15 protein-coding genes and 1 pseudogene are annotated in these 16,198 nt (G+C 67.5%); 4 read left to right on the forward strand and 12 right to left on the reverse strand.

Annotation, left to right across the window (positions count from 1 at the left end; all coding sequences use genetic code 11):
- Nucleotides 1–7 precede the first annotated feature (7 nt).
- From KO481_RS26245 to KO481_RS26270, 6 genes are all read right to left on the reverse strand, one after another.
- Nucleotides 8–1,522 (reverse strand): aldehyde dehydrogenase family protein, encoded by a 1,515-nt coding sequence (locus tag KO481_RS26245; protein ID WP_215920748.1) that lies wholly within the window; start codon nucleotides 1,520–1,522, stop codon nucleotides 8–10.
- Nucleotides 1,519–3,114 (reverse strand): GMC family oxidoreductase, encoded by a 1,596-nt coding sequence (locus KO481_RS26250; protein WP_215920749.1) that lies wholly within the window; start codon nucleotides 3,112–3,114, stop codon nucleotides 1,519–1,521. Before KO481_RS26250 ends, KO481_RS26245 begins: the two co-directional genes overlap by 4 nt.
- Before the next feature lie 29 nt (nucleotides 3,115–3,143).
- Complete coding sequence (locus KO481_RS26255; RefSeq protein WP_215920750.1) at nucleotides 3,144–3,398, reverse strand: hypothetical protein; 255 nt, start codon at nucleotides 3,396–3,398, stop codon at nucleotides 3,144–3,146.
- 56 nt (nucleotides 3,399–3,454) lie between these two features.
- Nucleotides 3,455–4,282, reverse strand: coding sequence for a DUF8020 domain-containing protein (locus tag KO481_RS26260; RefSeq protein WP_504740217.1), 828 nt, complete (start codon nucleotides 4,280–4,282; stop codon nucleotides 3,455–3,457).
- A gap of 11 nt (nucleotides 4,283–4,293) precedes the next feature.
- A complete protein-coding gene (locus KO481_RS26265) occupies nucleotides 4,294–5,697 on the reverse strand; it encodes an MFS transporter (RefSeq protein ID WP_215920761.1) in 1,404 nt (467 codons plus the stop codon).
- Nucleotides 5,698–5,843: 146 nt separating this feature from the next.
- Nucleotides 5,844–6,785 carry a TauD/TfdA dioxygenase family protein gene (locus KO481_RS26270; RefSeq protein ID WP_245401536.1) on the reverse strand — a complete coding sequence of 314 codons (942 nt, stop codon included), beginning with the start codon at nucleotides 6,783–6,785 and terminating at the stop codon, nucleotides 5,844–5,846.
- A gap of 89 nt (nucleotides 6,786–6,874) precedes the next feature.
- Between KO481_RS26270 and KO481_RS45060 the strand changes: the two genes are divergently transcribed.
- The 3 genes and pseudogenes from KO481_RS45060 to KO481_RS45065 all read left to right on the forward strand — a co-directional run bounded on the left by KO481_RS45060 (nucleotide 6,875) and on the right by KO481_RS45065 (nucleotide 8,566).
- On the forward strand, nucleotides 6,875–8,131 hold the full coding sequence (locus KO481_RS45060; protein WP_215920763.1) for a PucR family transcriptional regulator: 1,257 nt from the start codon (nucleotides 6,875–6,877) through the stop codon (nucleotides 8,129–8,131).
- Nucleotides 8,118–8,378, forward strand: a pseudogene (locus KO481_RS26280) (DNA primase); the annotation flags it as partial. The gene KO481_RS45060 and the pseudogene KO481_RS26280, both read left to right, overlap by 14 nt.
- Nucleotides 8,378–8,566: a transposase gene (locus tag KO481_RS45065; protein WP_215920765.1), complete on the forward strand. Its 189-nt coding sequence runs from the start codon at nucleotides 8,378–8,380 to the stop codon at nucleotides 8,564–8,566. The pseudogene KO481_RS26280 and the gene KO481_RS45065, both read left to right, overlap by 1 nt.
- Before the next feature lie 231 nt (nucleotides 8,567–8,797).
- Here the strand turns inward: KO481_RS45065 and KO481_RS26290 are convergent, their stop codons facing one another.
- Both KO481_RS26290 and KO481_RS26295 read right to left on the reverse strand, forming a co-directional pair.
- Nucleotides 8,798–9,226, reverse strand: a complete 429-nt coding sequence (locus tag KO481_RS26290) for an OsmC family protein (RefSeq protein ID WP_215920767.1) — start codon at nucleotides 9,224–9,226, stop codon at nucleotides 8,798–8,800.
- A gap of 25 nt (nucleotides 9,227–9,251) precedes the next feature.
- On the reverse strand, nucleotides 9,252–9,401 hold the full coding sequence (locus KO481_RS26295; protein ID WP_215920769.1) for a hypothetical protein: 150 nt from the start codon (nucleotides 9,399–9,401) through the stop codon (nucleotides 9,252–9,254).
- A gap of 182 nt (nucleotides 9,402–9,583) precedes the next feature.
- Here KO481_RS26295 and pdxS point away from each other — a divergent pair, with 182 nt between their 5' ends.
- A complete protein-coding gene (gene pdxS, locus KO481_RS26300; RefSeq protein WP_215920775.1) occupies nucleotides 9,584–10,486 on the forward strand; it encodes a pyridoxal 5'-phosphate synthase lyase subunit PdxS in 903 nt (300 codons plus the stop codon).
- Between the two features lie 72 nt (nucleotides 10,487–10,558).
- On the opposite strand, the gene KO481_RS26305 is transcribed toward pdxS, so the two are convergent.
- From KO481_RS26305 to KO481_RS26320, 4 genes are all read right to left on the reverse strand, one after another.
- The gene (locus KO481_RS26305) at nucleotides 10,559–13,927 is read right to left on the reverse strand and encodes a tetratricopeptide repeat protein (RefSeq protein WP_215920776.1); all 3,369 of its coding nucleotides are present in this window, start codon (nucleotides 13,925–13,927) and stop codon (nucleotides 10,559–10,561) included.
- 86 nt (nucleotides 13,928–14,013) lie between these two features.
- A complete protein-coding gene (locus tag KO481_RS26310; RefSeq protein ID WP_215920777.1) occupies nucleotides 14,014–14,841 on the reverse strand; it encodes an acyl-CoA thioesterase domain-containing protein in 828 nt (275 codons plus the stop codon).
- 75 nt (nucleotides 14,842–14,916) lie between these two features.
- Entirely contained in the window at nucleotides 14,917–15,447 is a 531-nt protein-coding gene (locus KO481_RS26315; RefSeq protein ID WP_215920779.1) for a hypothetical protein, read from the reverse strand.
- 96 nt (nucleotides 15,448–15,543) lie between these two features.
- Nucleotides 15,544–16,143 carry a nucleoside/nucleotide kinase family protein gene (locus KO481_RS26320; protein WP_215920781.1) on the reverse strand — a complete coding sequence of 200 codons (600 nt, stop codon included), beginning with the start codon at nucleotides 16,141–16,143 and terminating at the stop codon, nucleotides 15,544–15,546.
- Between the last annotated feature and the right edge of the window lie 55 nt (nucleotides 16,144–16,198).

A 16,198-nucleotide genomic window follows, 5' to 3' on the forward strand; every position in this document is an offset into this window, starting at 1 on the left:
CGAGTTCTCAGCCGTGCCGCAGGACGGTGAGGGTGGCCAACAGCTTGTCCAGCTTGGCGGTACGCGCGAAGGTGGTGAGCGCCAGCGCGGCCGGGAAACGGCGGCGGGCAACCGATTTCGCGTATGTGAATTCCTTGAGCCCGTCGGGACCGTGAATCCGGCCGAAGCCGGAGTCGCCGACCCCGCCGAACGGCAGTTCGGGTAGCGCCGCGAACAGGTAGACCAGGTTGACCCCGGTCATGCCGGTGCGCAGCCGCCGGGCCAGTTCCTCGCCCCGCCGCTTGCTGAAGACGGCGGAGCCGAGGCCGTAGCGCGAGTTGTTGGCGCGTTCGACGGCCTCGTCCATGTCGCGAACCTTGTTGATCGCCAGGGTGGGCCCGAAGGTTTCCTCGGTCATGGCGAGCGCGTCCTCAGGGACCTCGGTCAGGATGGTCGGCTGCACGACCCGGTCGCCGACCACATCCAGTCCGCCGATCAGCGTCCGCGCACCGCGATGCAGCGCGTCGGCGATGTGCTCGGCCACCACGTGCGGCTGCGTGGGCATGGTCATGGGGCCCAGTTGCGCCTCCGGGTCGTCGCCCGCGCGCACGCCGCGCACCAGATTCCTCAGCTTGGTGAGGAATTCGTCGTAGACGGCCTCGTGAACATAGACGCGTTCGGTGCCGATGCACGCCTGCCCGGCATTGGACAGGCCGCCCCACGCCGCCGCGGTGACCGCCGCGGTGAGGTCGGCATCGGCGTCGACCAGGAGCGCGTCCTTGCCGCCCGCCTCGATCAGCACGGGGGTCAGAGTGTCGGCGCAGGCACGCATGACCTTCTTCGCGGTGGCGGTCGAGCCGGTGAAGGCGATCTTGTCCACACCCGAACGGCACAGCGCCGCACCGGTTTCACCGAGACCGGTCACCAGTTGCAGCACCGGATGTTCGGGCACCACCTGGGCGAACGCATCCACCAGCCAGGCTCCGACGCCCGGGGTGAACTCGCTCGGCTTGAACACCACCGCGTTTCCCGCCGCCAGCGCATAGGCGATGGATCCCATCGGGGTGAACACGGGGAAGTTCCACGGCCCGATCACGCCGATCACACCCAGGGGCAGGTATTCCACCGTCGCGCCGAGATCAGCGGCCATGAGCCCGGTGGATACCTTCTTGCGCCCCAGCACTTTCGGGGCGTTGGACGCGGCCCATGCCAGATGGTCGAGCATCATGACGATCTCGAGTTGGGCTTCGGAGGTCGGTTTACCGGTCTCGGCGTGCGAGATCTCCGCCAGCTGGGCCATGCGGCGGGCGATGACCCCGCGCCACTTCTTCAGCCGGTCGGCCCGTTCGCCGAACCCCAGTTGCGCCCACCAACGTGCGGCTTCCCTTGCGCGAGCGACGGTTTCGTTCACTTCGTCGATGGTGAACACTGGGTGCGTGCCGACCGAGTCGCCGGTGGCAGGGTCGAGCGAATCAAAGGTGGCGGCGACAGCGGAACTCACGGACTCTCCTCGTATTTCCTGGGACTGGAGCGGCGGAGTCATGCGAGACCGCCGCGAATCAGATCGGATGCCTTCTCGCCCACCATGATCGTGGCGGCGTTGGTATTGCCCCGGGGCACGACCGGCATCACCGACGCGTCGGCCACCCGCAGATTCTCGATGCCACGAACCCGCAACTCCGGGTCCACGACGGACTGTTCGCCGGTGCCCATCGCACAGGTGGCAACCGGGTGATACAGCGTCTGGGTCCAGGCGCGGATGTGGTCGGCCAGCGCGTCGTCGCTCACCGCATCGACGCGTTCCGGCAGGTAGGGCTGTCCCAGGAACCGTGCGATGGGGCGCTCCCGAGCGATCTCGAAGATCCGGCGCGCGCCGGATATCATCGCCGCCATATCGACCGGATCCTCGAAATAGGCGGGATTCATTTCCGGCTTCCACGTCGGGTCGGCCGAACGCAGCCGCAGCCGACCGCGGCTGGCGACATTGACCAATGTCACACCTGCCGTGACCATCTGGGCGACCGGCTCACGGAACCCGTTGTCGTAGAAGCCCGTCGGCGCGCAGTGGATCTGAATGTCGGGTGCGGCCAACCCGTCACGCGAGGAGAAGAAAGCGCCGCCCTCGCCGACGTTCGAGGTCAGCGGTCCGTGACCGGTCAGCTGCCACTGCATCAGCCGGCCCGGGGTGGAGAAGTCGGTGAGATCGGAGGTCCGCTGCGTGCGCCAGATGTACGGCGTCACCGGATGATCGTGCAGGTTCTCTCCCACCCCGGGCAGGTCCACCACCGGTTCGATCCCGTGCTCGCGCAGGTGCGCGGCCGGGCCGATGCCCGAGAGCATCAGCAGCTGCGGCGAATTGATCGCACCGCCGGACAAAACGACTTCGGAGTCCGCGAGAGCGAGGTGCGTCGCACCCCGGTGCCGGTAGGACACACCCACCGCCCGCATACCGTCCAGCAACACCTTGGTGACGAAGGCATGGGTACGGATCGTCAGATTCGGTCGCGATATCGCCGGACGCAGGTAGCCGTCGGCGGTCGACCAGCGCCGTCCCTTGTGACACGTCATCTGGTAGCGGCCCGCGCCCTCCTGGTCGCTCCCGTTGAAGTCGTCATTGCGCGCCAGTCCGTGCGCGATCGCCGCGTCGATCCAGCCGTCGGTAAGTTCGTGGGTGAACCGGCGGTCCTCGACATGCAGCGGGCCACTGCCGCCGTGGAAGCGGTCACGGATCCGGGAATTCGATTCGGCACGCCGGAAGTACTGCAGCACATCCTCGTAGCCCCAGCCCTGCGCGCCGAAATCATCACGCCAGGAGTCGAAGTCGGCCCGGTTGCCGCGAATGTAGATCATCGCGTTCATCGACGAGCAGCCGCCCAGTGCCTTCATACGCGGCCAGAACGCCCGGCGTCCGGCCATGTGCTTCTGCGCGGTGGTCTCGTAGTTCCAGTCCCACTTGGTCTTGAACAGCGAGGCGAAAGCCGCTGGAATGTGGATCTCATCGGCGTCGTCGGCACCCCCCGCCTCGAGTAGCAGCACCGACACCGCCGGATCCTCCGACAGCCGGGTGGCCACCACCGCACCCGCGCTGCCTGCCCCGACGATCACATAGTCGAAGCGGTCCTTCTCGCTCACCATTGTCCCTCGCATTCCTGCAGTGATACCGGTCACCTCCACTTGGCTCCACCAAGAAAACCAGGCACCCACCAGCTCGCTGACCCGGCTTGTGCCGCGTTGGTGAGGTAGTTGTTGCCACCGGGAAACGCCAGGGCCTGGGCACGGAATTGCGACCACATCAGGACCACGCCCATCAGCCCGGTCGCCAATTCAGTGAGCACCAGAATCGGCCAGAACCTTCCGGTCAGCGGGACGTCGTCATGCTGGGCGTTGGGTTGCTCCGTGGCGCCACGCCTCGAGGCCATCCTGGTGCGCACCAATGGTGCGGGCTGGCGTAGGCGCTCGCACCATTGGTGCAGGTTCACTTACGTTCACCAGCCTGGATTCCTTGGCCCGGTGTCCCTGGTGCTGGTGCCGTTTGCTGCGTTGCTGGGGACCGGGGCGCGCTGGCCGCGGGGTTGGCCGGATCCGCGCAGTAGGGTCCGGGCGTCGTGCACGGAGACATGATCGTCGAGAAGTACTGGAAGGCCGAAAACGCGAGCATCGGCCCACCGGCAATGGTCAGGCCACCGATCCCGCCCACCGGCCCGAGCACGCCGGCGCCCACGATGCAGCCGATGATCCCGCCCGGTACCAGGCCGAGCAAGAGTGTCGCGGCCGCGGCGCTGGTGGCGCCGACGGCCGCACCGAGCAGGCATCCGGCGCCGCCGCCGACGATCGCGCCCAGCACAGCGCTGGCAACGCTGACGGCGGTCAAGCGCTGAGTCAGGGTTGCCAGCGCCTGGGAGTCGCGCGGGGTCAACGACTCGGCGACCGACTGCAGCCTGGAGGTTGGCACCACATCCGACGAGCGCACCGGGTCGGTCGCCGGTCTGCCGTTTTCCTGCATTGGGGTGAGGGTGGCGGTTCCACCGTCGACGTGCGCGCTGATGGGGTAGGCGAGGTCGTCGATCCGATAGGTCAGCGGTAGCATCGCCGCGACGGCGCCTGCAGTGTTTTCCAGGAGAAGGTGGCCCGCCTCATTCACCCACTTTCCGTTGGTGGCGATCACCGCGGATTCGCCCGACCTGCTCACCGCATAATGGACGGCGGTGTCGTCCGCTGGAGGTGCCGCATTCGATACCCCGGCGCTTGCTCCGAGAGCGGCGATAACGGGAACTGCGACCATTGTGACAGTCCTCAACCTCATTGATTTTCCTTTCACTGCGAGTGACCCTTTTCGCGGGTCACGGTCAAACTTTTGCGGGATGACCGAAATGGGACGGACGGTGCCAGGTGTCGGGCATCTCGCTCCGGATCTGCGAACAGCAGTACGCACAGGCCGGAGACCGCAAGCAGGGCTGCACCGATCAGGAACACGGCGTTGTAGCCTTTCGCCGATCCGTGCGCTGCCTGCACCAGTTGTCCCGTGACGAACGGTGCGACGACCCCGCCTGCCCCGAGAAATCCGAAGAGGACACCGAGCACCGCGCCACGCTGGGCGGCAGGTGAGATCTGCGCGACGGCGGCGCTCGATGCGGCGTAACTCGCCGCGTACAGGCTGAACGCCGGGAGCATGAGCACGAGTTGCAGCGGGCCCTCGAGGAATGTGAAGCCGACGAGGCAGGCTCCGGAGACGGCCACGGCCACACCGGCCACACCGGCGCGGGACCATCGAGTAGACGCCCCCCGCGCTATCAGGCGGCGGGAGATCATTCCCTGTCCGAACATTGCCAGTGCACCGAAACCAGCGACTCCGGCGATGAGGTTGCCGGTCGTGATGGTGCTGAGCCCCCGGATCGATTCGAGGTATTCCGGTAGCCACGTCGTCGAAAGGCTGGTGACGAAGTAGCAGGCGAATCCTGCCAGCGCGAAACACAGCCAAGTCCGGGCGAAGAACACTCGCCGGTACGGCACGGGTGGTTCGGTGACCTCGTGGTCTTCGCTGGACGTCGTGCTGGTCTGCACAGGACCCTCCGGCGGGCCGATAGGCTCATCCACCTGACCTTCCCGTCCGATACACAGCCACAGCACTGTCCACAGCAGACCGGCGATGCCCATTGCCCCGAAGCACCATCGCCATCCCCAGGCGACCTGAATGAAGGAGATGACCGGTGCGGCCACGACCAGCCCGACCGCCGAGGCCCCGATGACGATGGAGCTGGGGATATCGCGCATCTCGTCCGGGAACCACTTCAATACCGCGTGTAGCGCGACGGGAAGCGCCGGCCCCTCGGCTAAGCCGAGGGCGACTCGCGAGGCTACGAGCACCGAGAACGACGCAGCCCCGAGCATGGGGAACTGCACCACCGCCCACAGCACGGCCATCGTGAGCAGCACCCACCGGGTCTGAATGTGGTTGACGAGAATGCCTCCCAATACGGTCCCGATCCCGAACAGGAAGAAGAAGGAGCTGGCCGCGAGGCCGTACTGTGCGGACGTGAGCCCCAGATCCTTCTCGAGCGCATGGGCGGTGAGCCCGAGGGCCGCCTTGTCACCCCAGTTCACGACCATGAACAGGGCGAGCGCTGCGGTGATCAGCCACGCCCTGCCCGATGAGTACCGAGCAGGCGGTTCGGGGTCGCACTCAGCGCTGCGCACCGCCGCCTTTGCGTTGACTGACATGACGATGCTCCTCGACAGTGCTGGGCAGATATGTGAGTGCACGGATCGGCGCGCGGCGCGCGGATTCGGGGATTGAGAGATTGAAAGAGCAGATCAGCCGTGGTCGAGTCGGAGGACTCGTGCCGCCCGAGGGGGCCGACTCACCGTCAGAACGGCTGATCGCCGACAACGGTGACGCGCTCCATGACGCGTCGCTGCGGGTAGTAGTCGTTTATGGCGTAGTGCTGGGTGGCGCGGTTGTCCCAGATGGCCACCGAGCCCGGCTCCCAGCGGAAACGGACCTGGTACTCGGGCACCCGCGCCTGAAACATCAGGTAGTCCAGCAACGCATCCCCCTCGTCGCGGGGCAGCCCGTCGATCTGGGTGGTGAACGGCTCGTTGACATAGAGCGTCTTGCGCCCGGTCTCCGGGTGCGTTCGGACTACGGGGTGCGCCACCGGCGGGTGCAGTTCGGCCATTGCCTGGACCTGCTCCGGGGCCATCGCCAGCCCCCACGACTTGGTGAAGGTATGGATCGCCGTCAGCCCGTCGATCTGCTCTTTCACGGACTCGGGCAGGTTGTCATAGGCAGCGGCCATATCCGCCCACATCGTCTCGCCGCCGGTGGCCGGCACCTCGATCGCTCGCAGGACCGACAGCATCGAGGGATCCCGGCGAAACGAGGTGTCGCTGTGCCAGTTGTTCTCGAAGCCGATCGATTGGGGCCCCTTGGCCAGCCGCGAGATCTCCTGTACGTCTCCGTTGGGGAAGAAGTCGTTGACCTCGATACCGCCCCACCGCTTGGCCAACGCGATGTGCTCGGGCCCATCGAGCAGCTGATCGCGGAAAAACAGGACCTTCCATTCCAATAGTGCTCGATGCAACTCCGCGTGCAGCGCATCGTCGACCTTCCGAAGGTCGACGCCCTCGACGACGGCCCCGATCAACGGCGTCATCGGACGCAGTGAGAGCGACGTATAAGGCTCGGATTCCGGCGCGAAGTCCGACTGTTTGCGCAGTTCACGGGCGCCGACGTGGAGGCGAGGATAGCCACCCTCACCAACATTGGCGATGGACAGGGACATGCGTTCCGTGGTGGTCGGTTTCATAATGTAAGCGTGATGGATGTCACGAGCGGTGCGCGTGTGAATTATTCAAGTGTCTGACACGTGCAGGTGTGCGATAGCACAATGCAGCGATGAAACACTACGGCTCACTCGGCTCACTGCTGGAGGGCGATGGTGAACGTCCCACGGGCGTTTTGCGCATCCTGAACGTGGTCGGCGGCCGCGTCGACCTCCTCGCCCAGCGAAACGCCTGCCTGAGGGTGACCACGCAGCAGCTACCAGCGGAAGTTCGCGACTTTGAGGTCCCATACATCGGACGGCGCTACTTTCTGCTCGCGATCCGCAGCTTGCTCGAGGAACGCGCGCCCGACGACGACGACCTATGCGAGCTGCGCGAACGGGCGGCCCAGCGCGCCCGTGAGGGAGTACCCCTTCCATTGCTGCTGCACCTGTGGCAGAGCGGCTGCCAGGAGTTCTTCGCCGAGTGTCGAAGCGTCGCCACCAGCGGCGAGTCGGCGGAGCTCGGTTGGATCGGATCCATGACGCTGCGGCTGGAGGAGGTTCTCGTAGCCGAACTCGTGGAGGCTTATCAGGATGAGCAGGCTGTGCTACTGGCCGAACAGACGGGTGCGGCCCAGCTCGTCGCGCGCCTTCTGCTGCTCGGCCAGGATGCGAGAGCCGACGCCGAACGGCTCGACGTCATACTCGCCGAGCACTACGACGTTCTGGCGCTGAACTTCGGATTCACCCCCGACGAGCTCGCGTCCGAGGACAACAGTCGCGTCGTCGCGGGGCGTCGCAAGCTGCACCGGATGCTACGGGTGCTCAGTCCCGGTGGCGGGCCGTCGGTGCTTCCGCTCCTGGACCGCGCGGGCGGACACGTCCTGCTCCCGTGCGGCGCCACCACGGCGGCGAAAAGTACGCGCGAGCGCACGGCGTGGCTGATCACCGCCATGCAGTCCGCGGCAGGTGCGCCGGTGACCGCGGCGATCGTCGAGCACGCGAGCGTTGGAATGCTCCAAGCCGCGGCTGATGAGGCCGATGAGGTCCTGCGCCTCGCCCGCGCGTTGAACTGCTCTCCTGGCGTCTACTGCCTGGCAGATGTGTCTGTGGCATACCAGCTCAGCCGCCCCGGCCCCGGGGTCGAGCGATTGCTCGAATCGCTCGCGCCGGTGCGAAGCCACCCTGAGCTGATGCAGACGCTACAAACCTATCTCGCCTGCGACCTGGATCGACAGCGCACCGCGCGGATGCTCGCCGTGCACCCGAACACGATCAACAACCGGCTCAACCGCCTCGCGGAGATATCGCCCCATAGCCCGTTCACCGTCGACGGGATCACGGCGCTGCAGGCCGCGCTCACCGCACAGCGACTCGCCGAGGGATAGGCATGGGCCGATAGACCGGTTCCACCGGCGGCTGCTGTGGCCGATTCGCAACCTGAGCGGGGAGGTCATCGGCTTCGGCGCGCGGCGGCTGTACGACGACGACCAGATGACCGCCAAGTACATCAATTCGCCGGAAACGGTGCTGTACAAGAAGTCTCAGGTGCTGTTCGGCCTGGACATGGCCAAGCGGGAGATCGTCAAGAGCCATCAGGCGGTGGTCGTCGAGGGCTACACCGACGTGATGGCTTGCTGCAGATCCTCGCCCTGCACGACCATCACGCGCGCCGCTGGAAACCGAAAACCCTTCGCCTGCAACTATTCTCGCTGCCAGCCCGGATCACCCGCCACGCCCGCCGAGTCCACCTCCGGCTATCCCGCACAGCCCCAGCGGTCGGCCTCGCGCTCACCGCACTCGACCGTCTACACGCCACCTAGGCGAAACCTGACCCGACAATCAGACGAAAGGGACCCCCGGGCCAGTCGAACCCGGCAGCCAACCCACTGCACGGGCCAACCTCTCACACCGTTCCACGGCCGAACCGACCCCAGACGGGCCACCCGAGCACATCAGGCCAGCACGCCACGGTCACGAAATATCGAGGCTAATGGGCGCCGTCGGCGAAGCCGTCCGAAACCGCGCATGGCCGGTGCGATGCGGAGGTACGCTTAGCGGTCCGCCGCGATCGCTCGAACCTCCGACCCGAGCTCGATCGTGCGGCTGACGGTGCACAGCTTGTCGTGCGACGTGCGCACGGCACGGGGCAGGATGGTGCGGGCACGGTCACCGGCCTCGTCCTCGGGGAAGGCGACCCGGAAGCGAACCTCGAGGTTGGTCAAATGGGACCCTTGCTCGTCGCTGATCTTGTCGCCGCTGACCGCGATGGTGAACTCGGTCGGTTCGGCGTGGCGGGAGGTCGCGATGTCGACGTCGATCCCGGTGCAGCCGCCCAGGGCCGCGAGCAGCAGCTCGACCGGGGTGAAGTCGGTGTCGTCGCCGGATCCGAATACCAGCTGGCCGCCGCGCGCATTGGTGGCGCGGTAGCGCCCGGCCGCCGTCCGCTCGATGCTTACCGATCGCAGGGTGTCGTCAGTCATCCATCCAGTGGATCACCTCCGGCGCTCAGAGGGTGAATTGGTCGCCATACGCGGTGGTCCGAACCATGCCGTGCGGGGTCGAGACGCCCGCCGGCTCCACGGGTGCGGGGCCGGCGCACGCCCACTGGGCCAGCATGGTGACGCCGAGCGCGGCGGGGGTGAACGAGCGTCGCATGGCTGGATGCTGTGCGCCAGCGTGGCGCGCGGGCTATAGCGGCGGGGTAGCGAGGACCGGTGGCCGGCCGGGCAGCCAGTCCAGTGCTGCCTGACTGGCTATGAAGTGGCCTGATCGGGCCGCCTAGAATCGTGTCGTTCGACAATGAACGACCGATTCATCCCATCACTCAGGAGTTAGCCGTGACGACGCCCGAAACCGCCCCGACGACCGGTACCGCCCGCGTGAAGCGCGGTATGGCCGAGATGCTCAAGGGCGGGGTGATCATGGACGTGGTCACGCCCGATCAGGCCAAGATCGCCGAAGACGCCGGCGCGGTGGCCGTGATGGCCCTCGAGCGTGTGCCCGCCGATATCCGCGCCCAGGGCGGCGTGTCGCGGATGAGCGACCCGGACATGATCGACGGCATCATCAGCGCGGTCTCCATCCCGGTGATGGCCAAGGCGCGGATCGGTCACTTCGTCGAGGCGCAGATCCTGCAGAGCCTGGGCGTGGACTACATCGACGAGTCCGAGGTGCTGACCCCGGCCGACTACGCCCACCACATCGACAAGTGGAACTTCACGGTCCCGTTCGTGTGCGGCGCCACCAACCTGGGTGAGGCGCTGCGCCGCATCACCGAGGGTGCGGCCATGATCCGCTCCAAGGGTGAGGCCGGGACGGGCGACGTGTCCAACGCCACCACCCACATGCGCAAGATCCGCGACGAGATCCGCCGCCTGGGCTCGCTGCCCGAGGACGAGCTGTACGTCGCGGCCAAGGAGCTGCAGGCCCCGTACGAGCTGGTGCGCGAGATCGCCGAGACCGGCAAGCTGCCTGTGGTGCTGTTCACCGCCGGCGGCATCGCCACCCCCGCCGACGCCGCGATGATGATGCAGCTCGGCGCCGAGGGCGTCTTCGTCGGGTCGGGCATCTTCAAGTCCGGCAACCCGGCCCAGCGCGCCGCGGCCATCGTGAAGGCCACCACCTTCCACGACGACCCGGACGTGCTGGCGAAGGTCTCTCGCGGCCTGGGTGAGGCCATGGTCGGCATCAACGTGGAGGAGATCCCCGAGCCCCACCGCCTCGCCGAGCGCGGCTGGTAAGTCCCGGCGCATCGTCGAGCCCGGCCCGGATGGGCCGGGCTCGATTTCGTTGTGCCGCAGTGAGAATCGCGATTATCGGCTTCTGCGGGCGGCGGATGCCTTGGCGTTGTCGAGCAGTCTGCGGGTGGTGGCGGTGTTGGCGTGGTCGGGCCCCAGGACCCGGATGCGATCGTCCAGGGTGTGCTGGAGCAGGGTGACCGACTGCGCGTATCGGCCGATCGTGTGATACCAGACGCCGAGGTTGTGGCGGCTGATCATGGTGTCGGGGTGGTCGGGCCCGAGGACGCGTTCACGGGTGGCGAGGGTGCGTTCGGCGAGGGAAACGGCCCGGTCGTGCCGGCCCGCGCTCATCATCGCCATCGCCAGGTTGTTCTGCGAGGTCAGGGTGCTCGGATGGTCGGGGCCCAGGCTGCTTTCGCGCACTCGAAGGGTATGGGTGTGCAGGCTGACCGCCTGGTCGACCCGGCCCGCTGTCGAGTACGCCGTCGCCAGGTTGGCTGCGGTGGTCAGCGTTTCCTTGTGCTCGGGCCCCTGGATGCGCCGGCGGGCCTCCAGCGTGACTTCGAGGAGGGCGACAGCGGATTCGGCGCGGCTCTGGTTGATGTAGGCCACGCCCAGATGTTCGCGGGTGTGCAAGGTATCGGGGTTCTCGGTGCCCAGCACCTGTTCGCGGCGCGCCAGCGTGCGCTCCCACAGGGCGATCGCCGCGGCCTCCCGTCCGGTCCGGGAATAGCTGCGGCCCAGCAGATGTGCGGCGGTCAGGGTATCGGGATGGTCGGCGCCCAGGGTCCGCTCGCGGTGACCGTAGACCTTTTCGCGATGAACGGCGGCCTCGGTGTCGCGCCGGTATCCGCTGTAGAGCTCGGCGAGCGTCTCGCGGGTCCCGAGGGTGTCGATGTGGGCCGGGCCGAGCCTCTCCTCCTGCGCGCTCACGTTCGCCTCGAACAGCTCGATCGCCCTCGGATACCGACCGGCGCGCCGGTACGCGCCGGCGAGTTCGTCACGGGTGGTGATGGTTTCGTGTGCGGCCCGGCCGCGGGTGCGGGTGAGGTCGGCCAGATCGAGGTCCAGCACGACGATCGCGTCGTCGTGCCGCTCGGCCCGCTGGTACAGGCGGGCCAGGAGGCGGCGTGCCTTGTGGGTCTGGAGCTCGCTCGAGCCGACGGTTCTTTCGTACCCGTCCACCACGCGGGCGAGCAGCGCGGTCGCGTCGTCGAATCGGCCGTCGTTCAAATAGACCGTGACGAGCTGACGTTGCTCGTTCAGTGTGGGAATTGCGAGGGGGCCGAGGATTCGCTCGTGATCGGCCGCCAGGCGCTCCATTGTCGCGACCACGTCGTCCATCCCATCGGGACGCCGGTGGTACGTGTCCATCAACCACTTTCGTATCGCGACGGTGGTCGGATGGACGGGGCCGCGGATGCGTTCGTGGCCCTGCGCGCTGCGTTCCATGAGCACCAGGGCCTCGGCGGCCTGGTCGGTTTCGAGCAGTGCACGGGCCAGCCAGAACTGCAGGTTCACGGTGTTGTGATGATGCCGGCCGTGCGCGATCCGACTGGCCGACAAGGCTTCTCGCAGGATAGGGACTGCCCGCGCGTATTGCTTCGTGTAGACCAGGCACACCCCGATCTGCGCTCGCAGGCCGCGGCGATACTTGTCGGCGTAGCCGGGATCCTCGGGTTCCAGATCGGTGCGGTCGGCGTGCTGTTCCACATCGGCCAGCAGGCGTTCGTTCAGGACCAGCGCATCGCCGTGGCGCTCGGCCGCGACATATTCGCGCGCGAGCTCCCTCGCGGCGAGGATGGCGTAGCGATCCGGAGTCCCCTTGCCGTACAGGGGCGCCGCGGCCGGCTCGAGCAGGGTGCATGCTTCGGTGTGCTGCCCGGCGTACTCGTGGACCGCGGCGAGGTGTTCGCGGGCGGCCGCGGCGCCGGGATGGTCCCTGCCGAGAACTCGTTCACGATCGGCGATGATCCTTCGCAGCAGCGTGATCGCTGCCGCGGTTTGCCCCGTGCTCAGCATCGCGCGGGCCAGATCCTGACGGCGCGCCAGGGTTTCGGGATGGTCCTCGCCGTGGCCCCGCTCGGCCGCGTGCAGCGCGGACTCGTAGACCGACACCGCCGAATCATGCTGTCCCGCATTATGATGCGCGGTGGCGAGCGTGTGAACGGCCGCCACCGTGCGCGGATCGAGATCGCCGTGCAGCCGGGTCCGCTCCGCCAGCAGCTCGCGCCACAGGTCGATCGCGCGATCATCCTGCCCGGCCGCCAGATACGCGGCGGCCAGCTGTTCGCGAGCCTCGTTCGAGGCGGCGTTCCCCTCGTCGTGGTTGTCCGATTCGGTCGCGGCCTGCTCGAGCAGCGCCAGCCGGGATCGGTCGAGCCAGGCCGACGCGGCACGCCCCGCGGGCGACCCGGCGGCGACCTCCGGCTCGATCAGGGCGCGTGCGGCCGTGACGGCATGGTCCAGTTCCCCCGCCTCGGTCAGCCGATTCCGCAGCACCGCGGCCACGGACCGGTGCATGAGCACGGTGCCGTGATCCAGCGAGTAGCCCACCAGGCCGGCGCGCAGGCAGTCGTCGACGGCCATGTCCACGAATTCGGGGCCGGACTCGCCGGCCTCGGCCAGCCGGCGCAGCGTGGGCAGCGTGACTCCGCTCGGCGGCAGCACCGCCAGGCTCGACAGCACCCGATGCAGCATGCCCTCGGCATCGTCGAGCAGTGCCGCGTCCGCCCCCAGCGCCACCGCCGCGTCGAGGCCGCCTCCGCGCATCTCGTCGACACATTCCCGGAAGCCCAGACGGCGTTCGGGATACCGACGGCGCGAGCGGATGGCGGCCGCTGCGGCGGTGAGCGCGAGCGGCAGGTCGCCCAGGGATTCGGCGAGCAGATCCGCACCCTCGGGGTCGTCGATCTGGGCTCGGCGGCACAGGTAGTCGACCGATTCGGGGCGTGAGAACGGTCCCACCACAACGGTTTCCCCGAATTCGGCGGCGCCGGTGACTAGGATCCGGGCCCCACCCCGGGTTGGCAGATACGGCGTAAGCACCGCGGGATCCCCGAGGTTGTCGAAGACCAGCAGATTGGGTCCCGCGGCGTGCTCGAGGTAGTTCCGCAGCGATTCCGCCGCCGACTCACCGGATGCGGCGATCCCGAGCCGCTCCGCGACGACCGCCAGCTCCGCCTGCATCTCCGCCGCGGATTCCGCATTCACCCATGCGATGAGCCCGCGATCCGCCGCGATCGCGGCCCGCGCACAGGCCGCGGCAATCTGCGTCTTTCCCGTCCCCGCAGCGTGATCCGGAGAACTCAGCACCACCACGGGGACACGCTCCACCATGGAGAGAACGTCCCGGGCAATATCCCGTCCGGCGTATCCGAGCGCCTCGTCGGGAACCTCTCCGACAACAATCGCCCGCGTCGCCGATTCCGTGAACGTCACTCGCCGCCCCACCATCCGATAAACCCCGAACAAGCCCGGACAGTCTAGCCACACCGCCCGCGGATTGTCCCGCCGTTTCCAGCGATTCAGCGCGACCCGTGGACCAGGGCGGCCTTGGCGGCGCCGTATCCGGCGAGATCCACCTGACGCCGGGCATTGGACAGGCTGTTGACCACGCTGGTTCCCAGCGGTCCGGTCCGGTCGTACATGGTGGCGGTTGCTACTGAGATACCCTGTGCTGCAACCTGATCCAGCGCTCGCAGGCCGACCTCGGAACCCTCGGGCAGGCGCGAGAGCGTCACGGTGACATCGCAGTTGATGTATCCGACGCCCTCGGTGCCCCAATTGCAGACCATACTGGTCGCGTCGCCGAGGAATGCGGCGCGCTCGAACGGGGACATGGGCTCGTCATCCACCAGGAACTCGAGGTTGTGCCAGACGCACTTGCGCTCGCTGTTCTGGCCGGATGCGAAATCCTGGCTCCAGTCGTGGTCTCCGGACTTGAACAGCGGGGGTGCGCCGATGGGCCCCACCTGATCGGAGGTTGGCACAGGCAGGTCGTCGTCCGTGTGCCACACCTGCCCCGGCGGCTGCTCGCCGGTGGTCAGATACATCACGCTCGCCCGTGCCCGAATCTGATCGTGTTGCACGATGGCGGCGTCGGCGACGCGGATCCGGTTGCCGTCGCGCACGACGTGGCTGTTCACCGTGATCGGCTCGTTCAGCACCGGCCGGAACAGGTCCATCGTGAAACGCGCGGGAACGAACCCCGAATCGGGACAATGCGTTTCCAGCTCACGGGCGAGCAGGGCGCCGACCGACGTGCCCGACAACTGTCCCTGCGACCAGGGGCTTATCGACATATCGGTCGCGACGTAGTGTCCGTCGGCCCAGGTGAAGAACGTGAGCGACATGCCCGCCTCTTTCTGTCACGATCATCTGCATTAGAACACGTTCCGACGATCACCGGTGGGCCGGAGCGATGGACTTCAGCGCACGGTGGCTCGCCCGCGGCGGCTCCACGTGAGGGCCCCCAGGCACACCATGAGGGGCGCGAACAGCACGTAGCACCAGGCCGCGGGTGCGGCGATCGCCTGGAAATCGGCGACAAGGTTCCCCGATACCGTGTGCTCCTGCCGGGTCAGCGTGACGAGTGGCACGAAGTTGACGTCCTCGGAGTCGGTGATGTCGGGCAGTGTCAGCGCGAATACCAGCAGGGACAGATCCATCGCGGCGAGCAGCCCGATCGCGATGGTGCGCGCCCGCTGTGCGGCCTTGCGCAGTAACAAGACACCAATGATGGTGGCGATGATCAACGGCAGCAGTCCGATCACCTCGCCGCCGAAGATCGTGAACAGGAGCAGCCATCCGGGGGCCGCGAACCGCACCGCCATCGCGAGGATCGCGACGAAGACCTGGACCGACACCGGGATCGTTGCCGGGACCGGCCTGTCATGTCGAGACTTTGCCGTGGCGGCGCCGGGATGAGGCTCCGCGGTCGCGCTATTTGTCCAGGTCATGATGTTGATTCTGAGGCCGGACGCGGTGCTGCGGATCTGTAGAACTACTCGAGTGGGCAGAAAACGTCCGCGTTCGGTGGATTCCCTTGCGGCCGTTCATATCCGCAGGGCCGGCCGGTCGCGGTGGTCCCAGGCGACGAGAATGTCCGGGCTCTCGGGGTGGTTGCGGCGGTGCCGAAGCAGGGCTTCGACGGTGAAATCCTCGGCGTCGGTGCGCCGCAGGGCGCCCTCGGACAGGCGCAGCTCGACCGTGAGATCGAAGGACAGGCCGCGGCCCAGCAACATCGGCCCGGCGATCAGTACGACGGTGTCGTCCGTCGCGGAAATCGGTGTGGCGCGGGCGGATCGGTCGGTGTCCTCGTTCCAGAGGGCGGGCAACCAGCGGCCGTGTTCGCGCAGCGCCTGCAGCACTTCGCGATTCAGGCCCGAGTAGTCGAACCACGCGGTGCGGTAGGACATTTCGTCGCGGCCGTATTCGAGGCGCAGCGAGGCCGGGCGAACGTAGTCGTGCAGCGACACCACCCCGCACTGCCGTCCCTGCGCGCGGATCCGGTCGGCCACCCCCGCGGCGAAGGGGAGCGGTTCGGCGGCATCGGCGCCCTCGATCGCCACGACCGATCGGCCCGGCAGTGCGGTCGCGCGGTCGACGACAGCCGCGACGAGAGCATTCGCGGCGATGGGCGTGAAGCTGGGCACCGGTCCATCATGCCCGTCGCCGGGATCGCGCCGCCCGATGATCTTGCTCGTGGCC

The organism is Nocardia albiluteola, assembly GCF_018860155.1.
Classification (GTDB): Bacteria; Actinomycetota; Actinomycetes; order Mycobacteriales; family Mycobacteriaceae; genus Nocardia; species Nocardia albiluteola.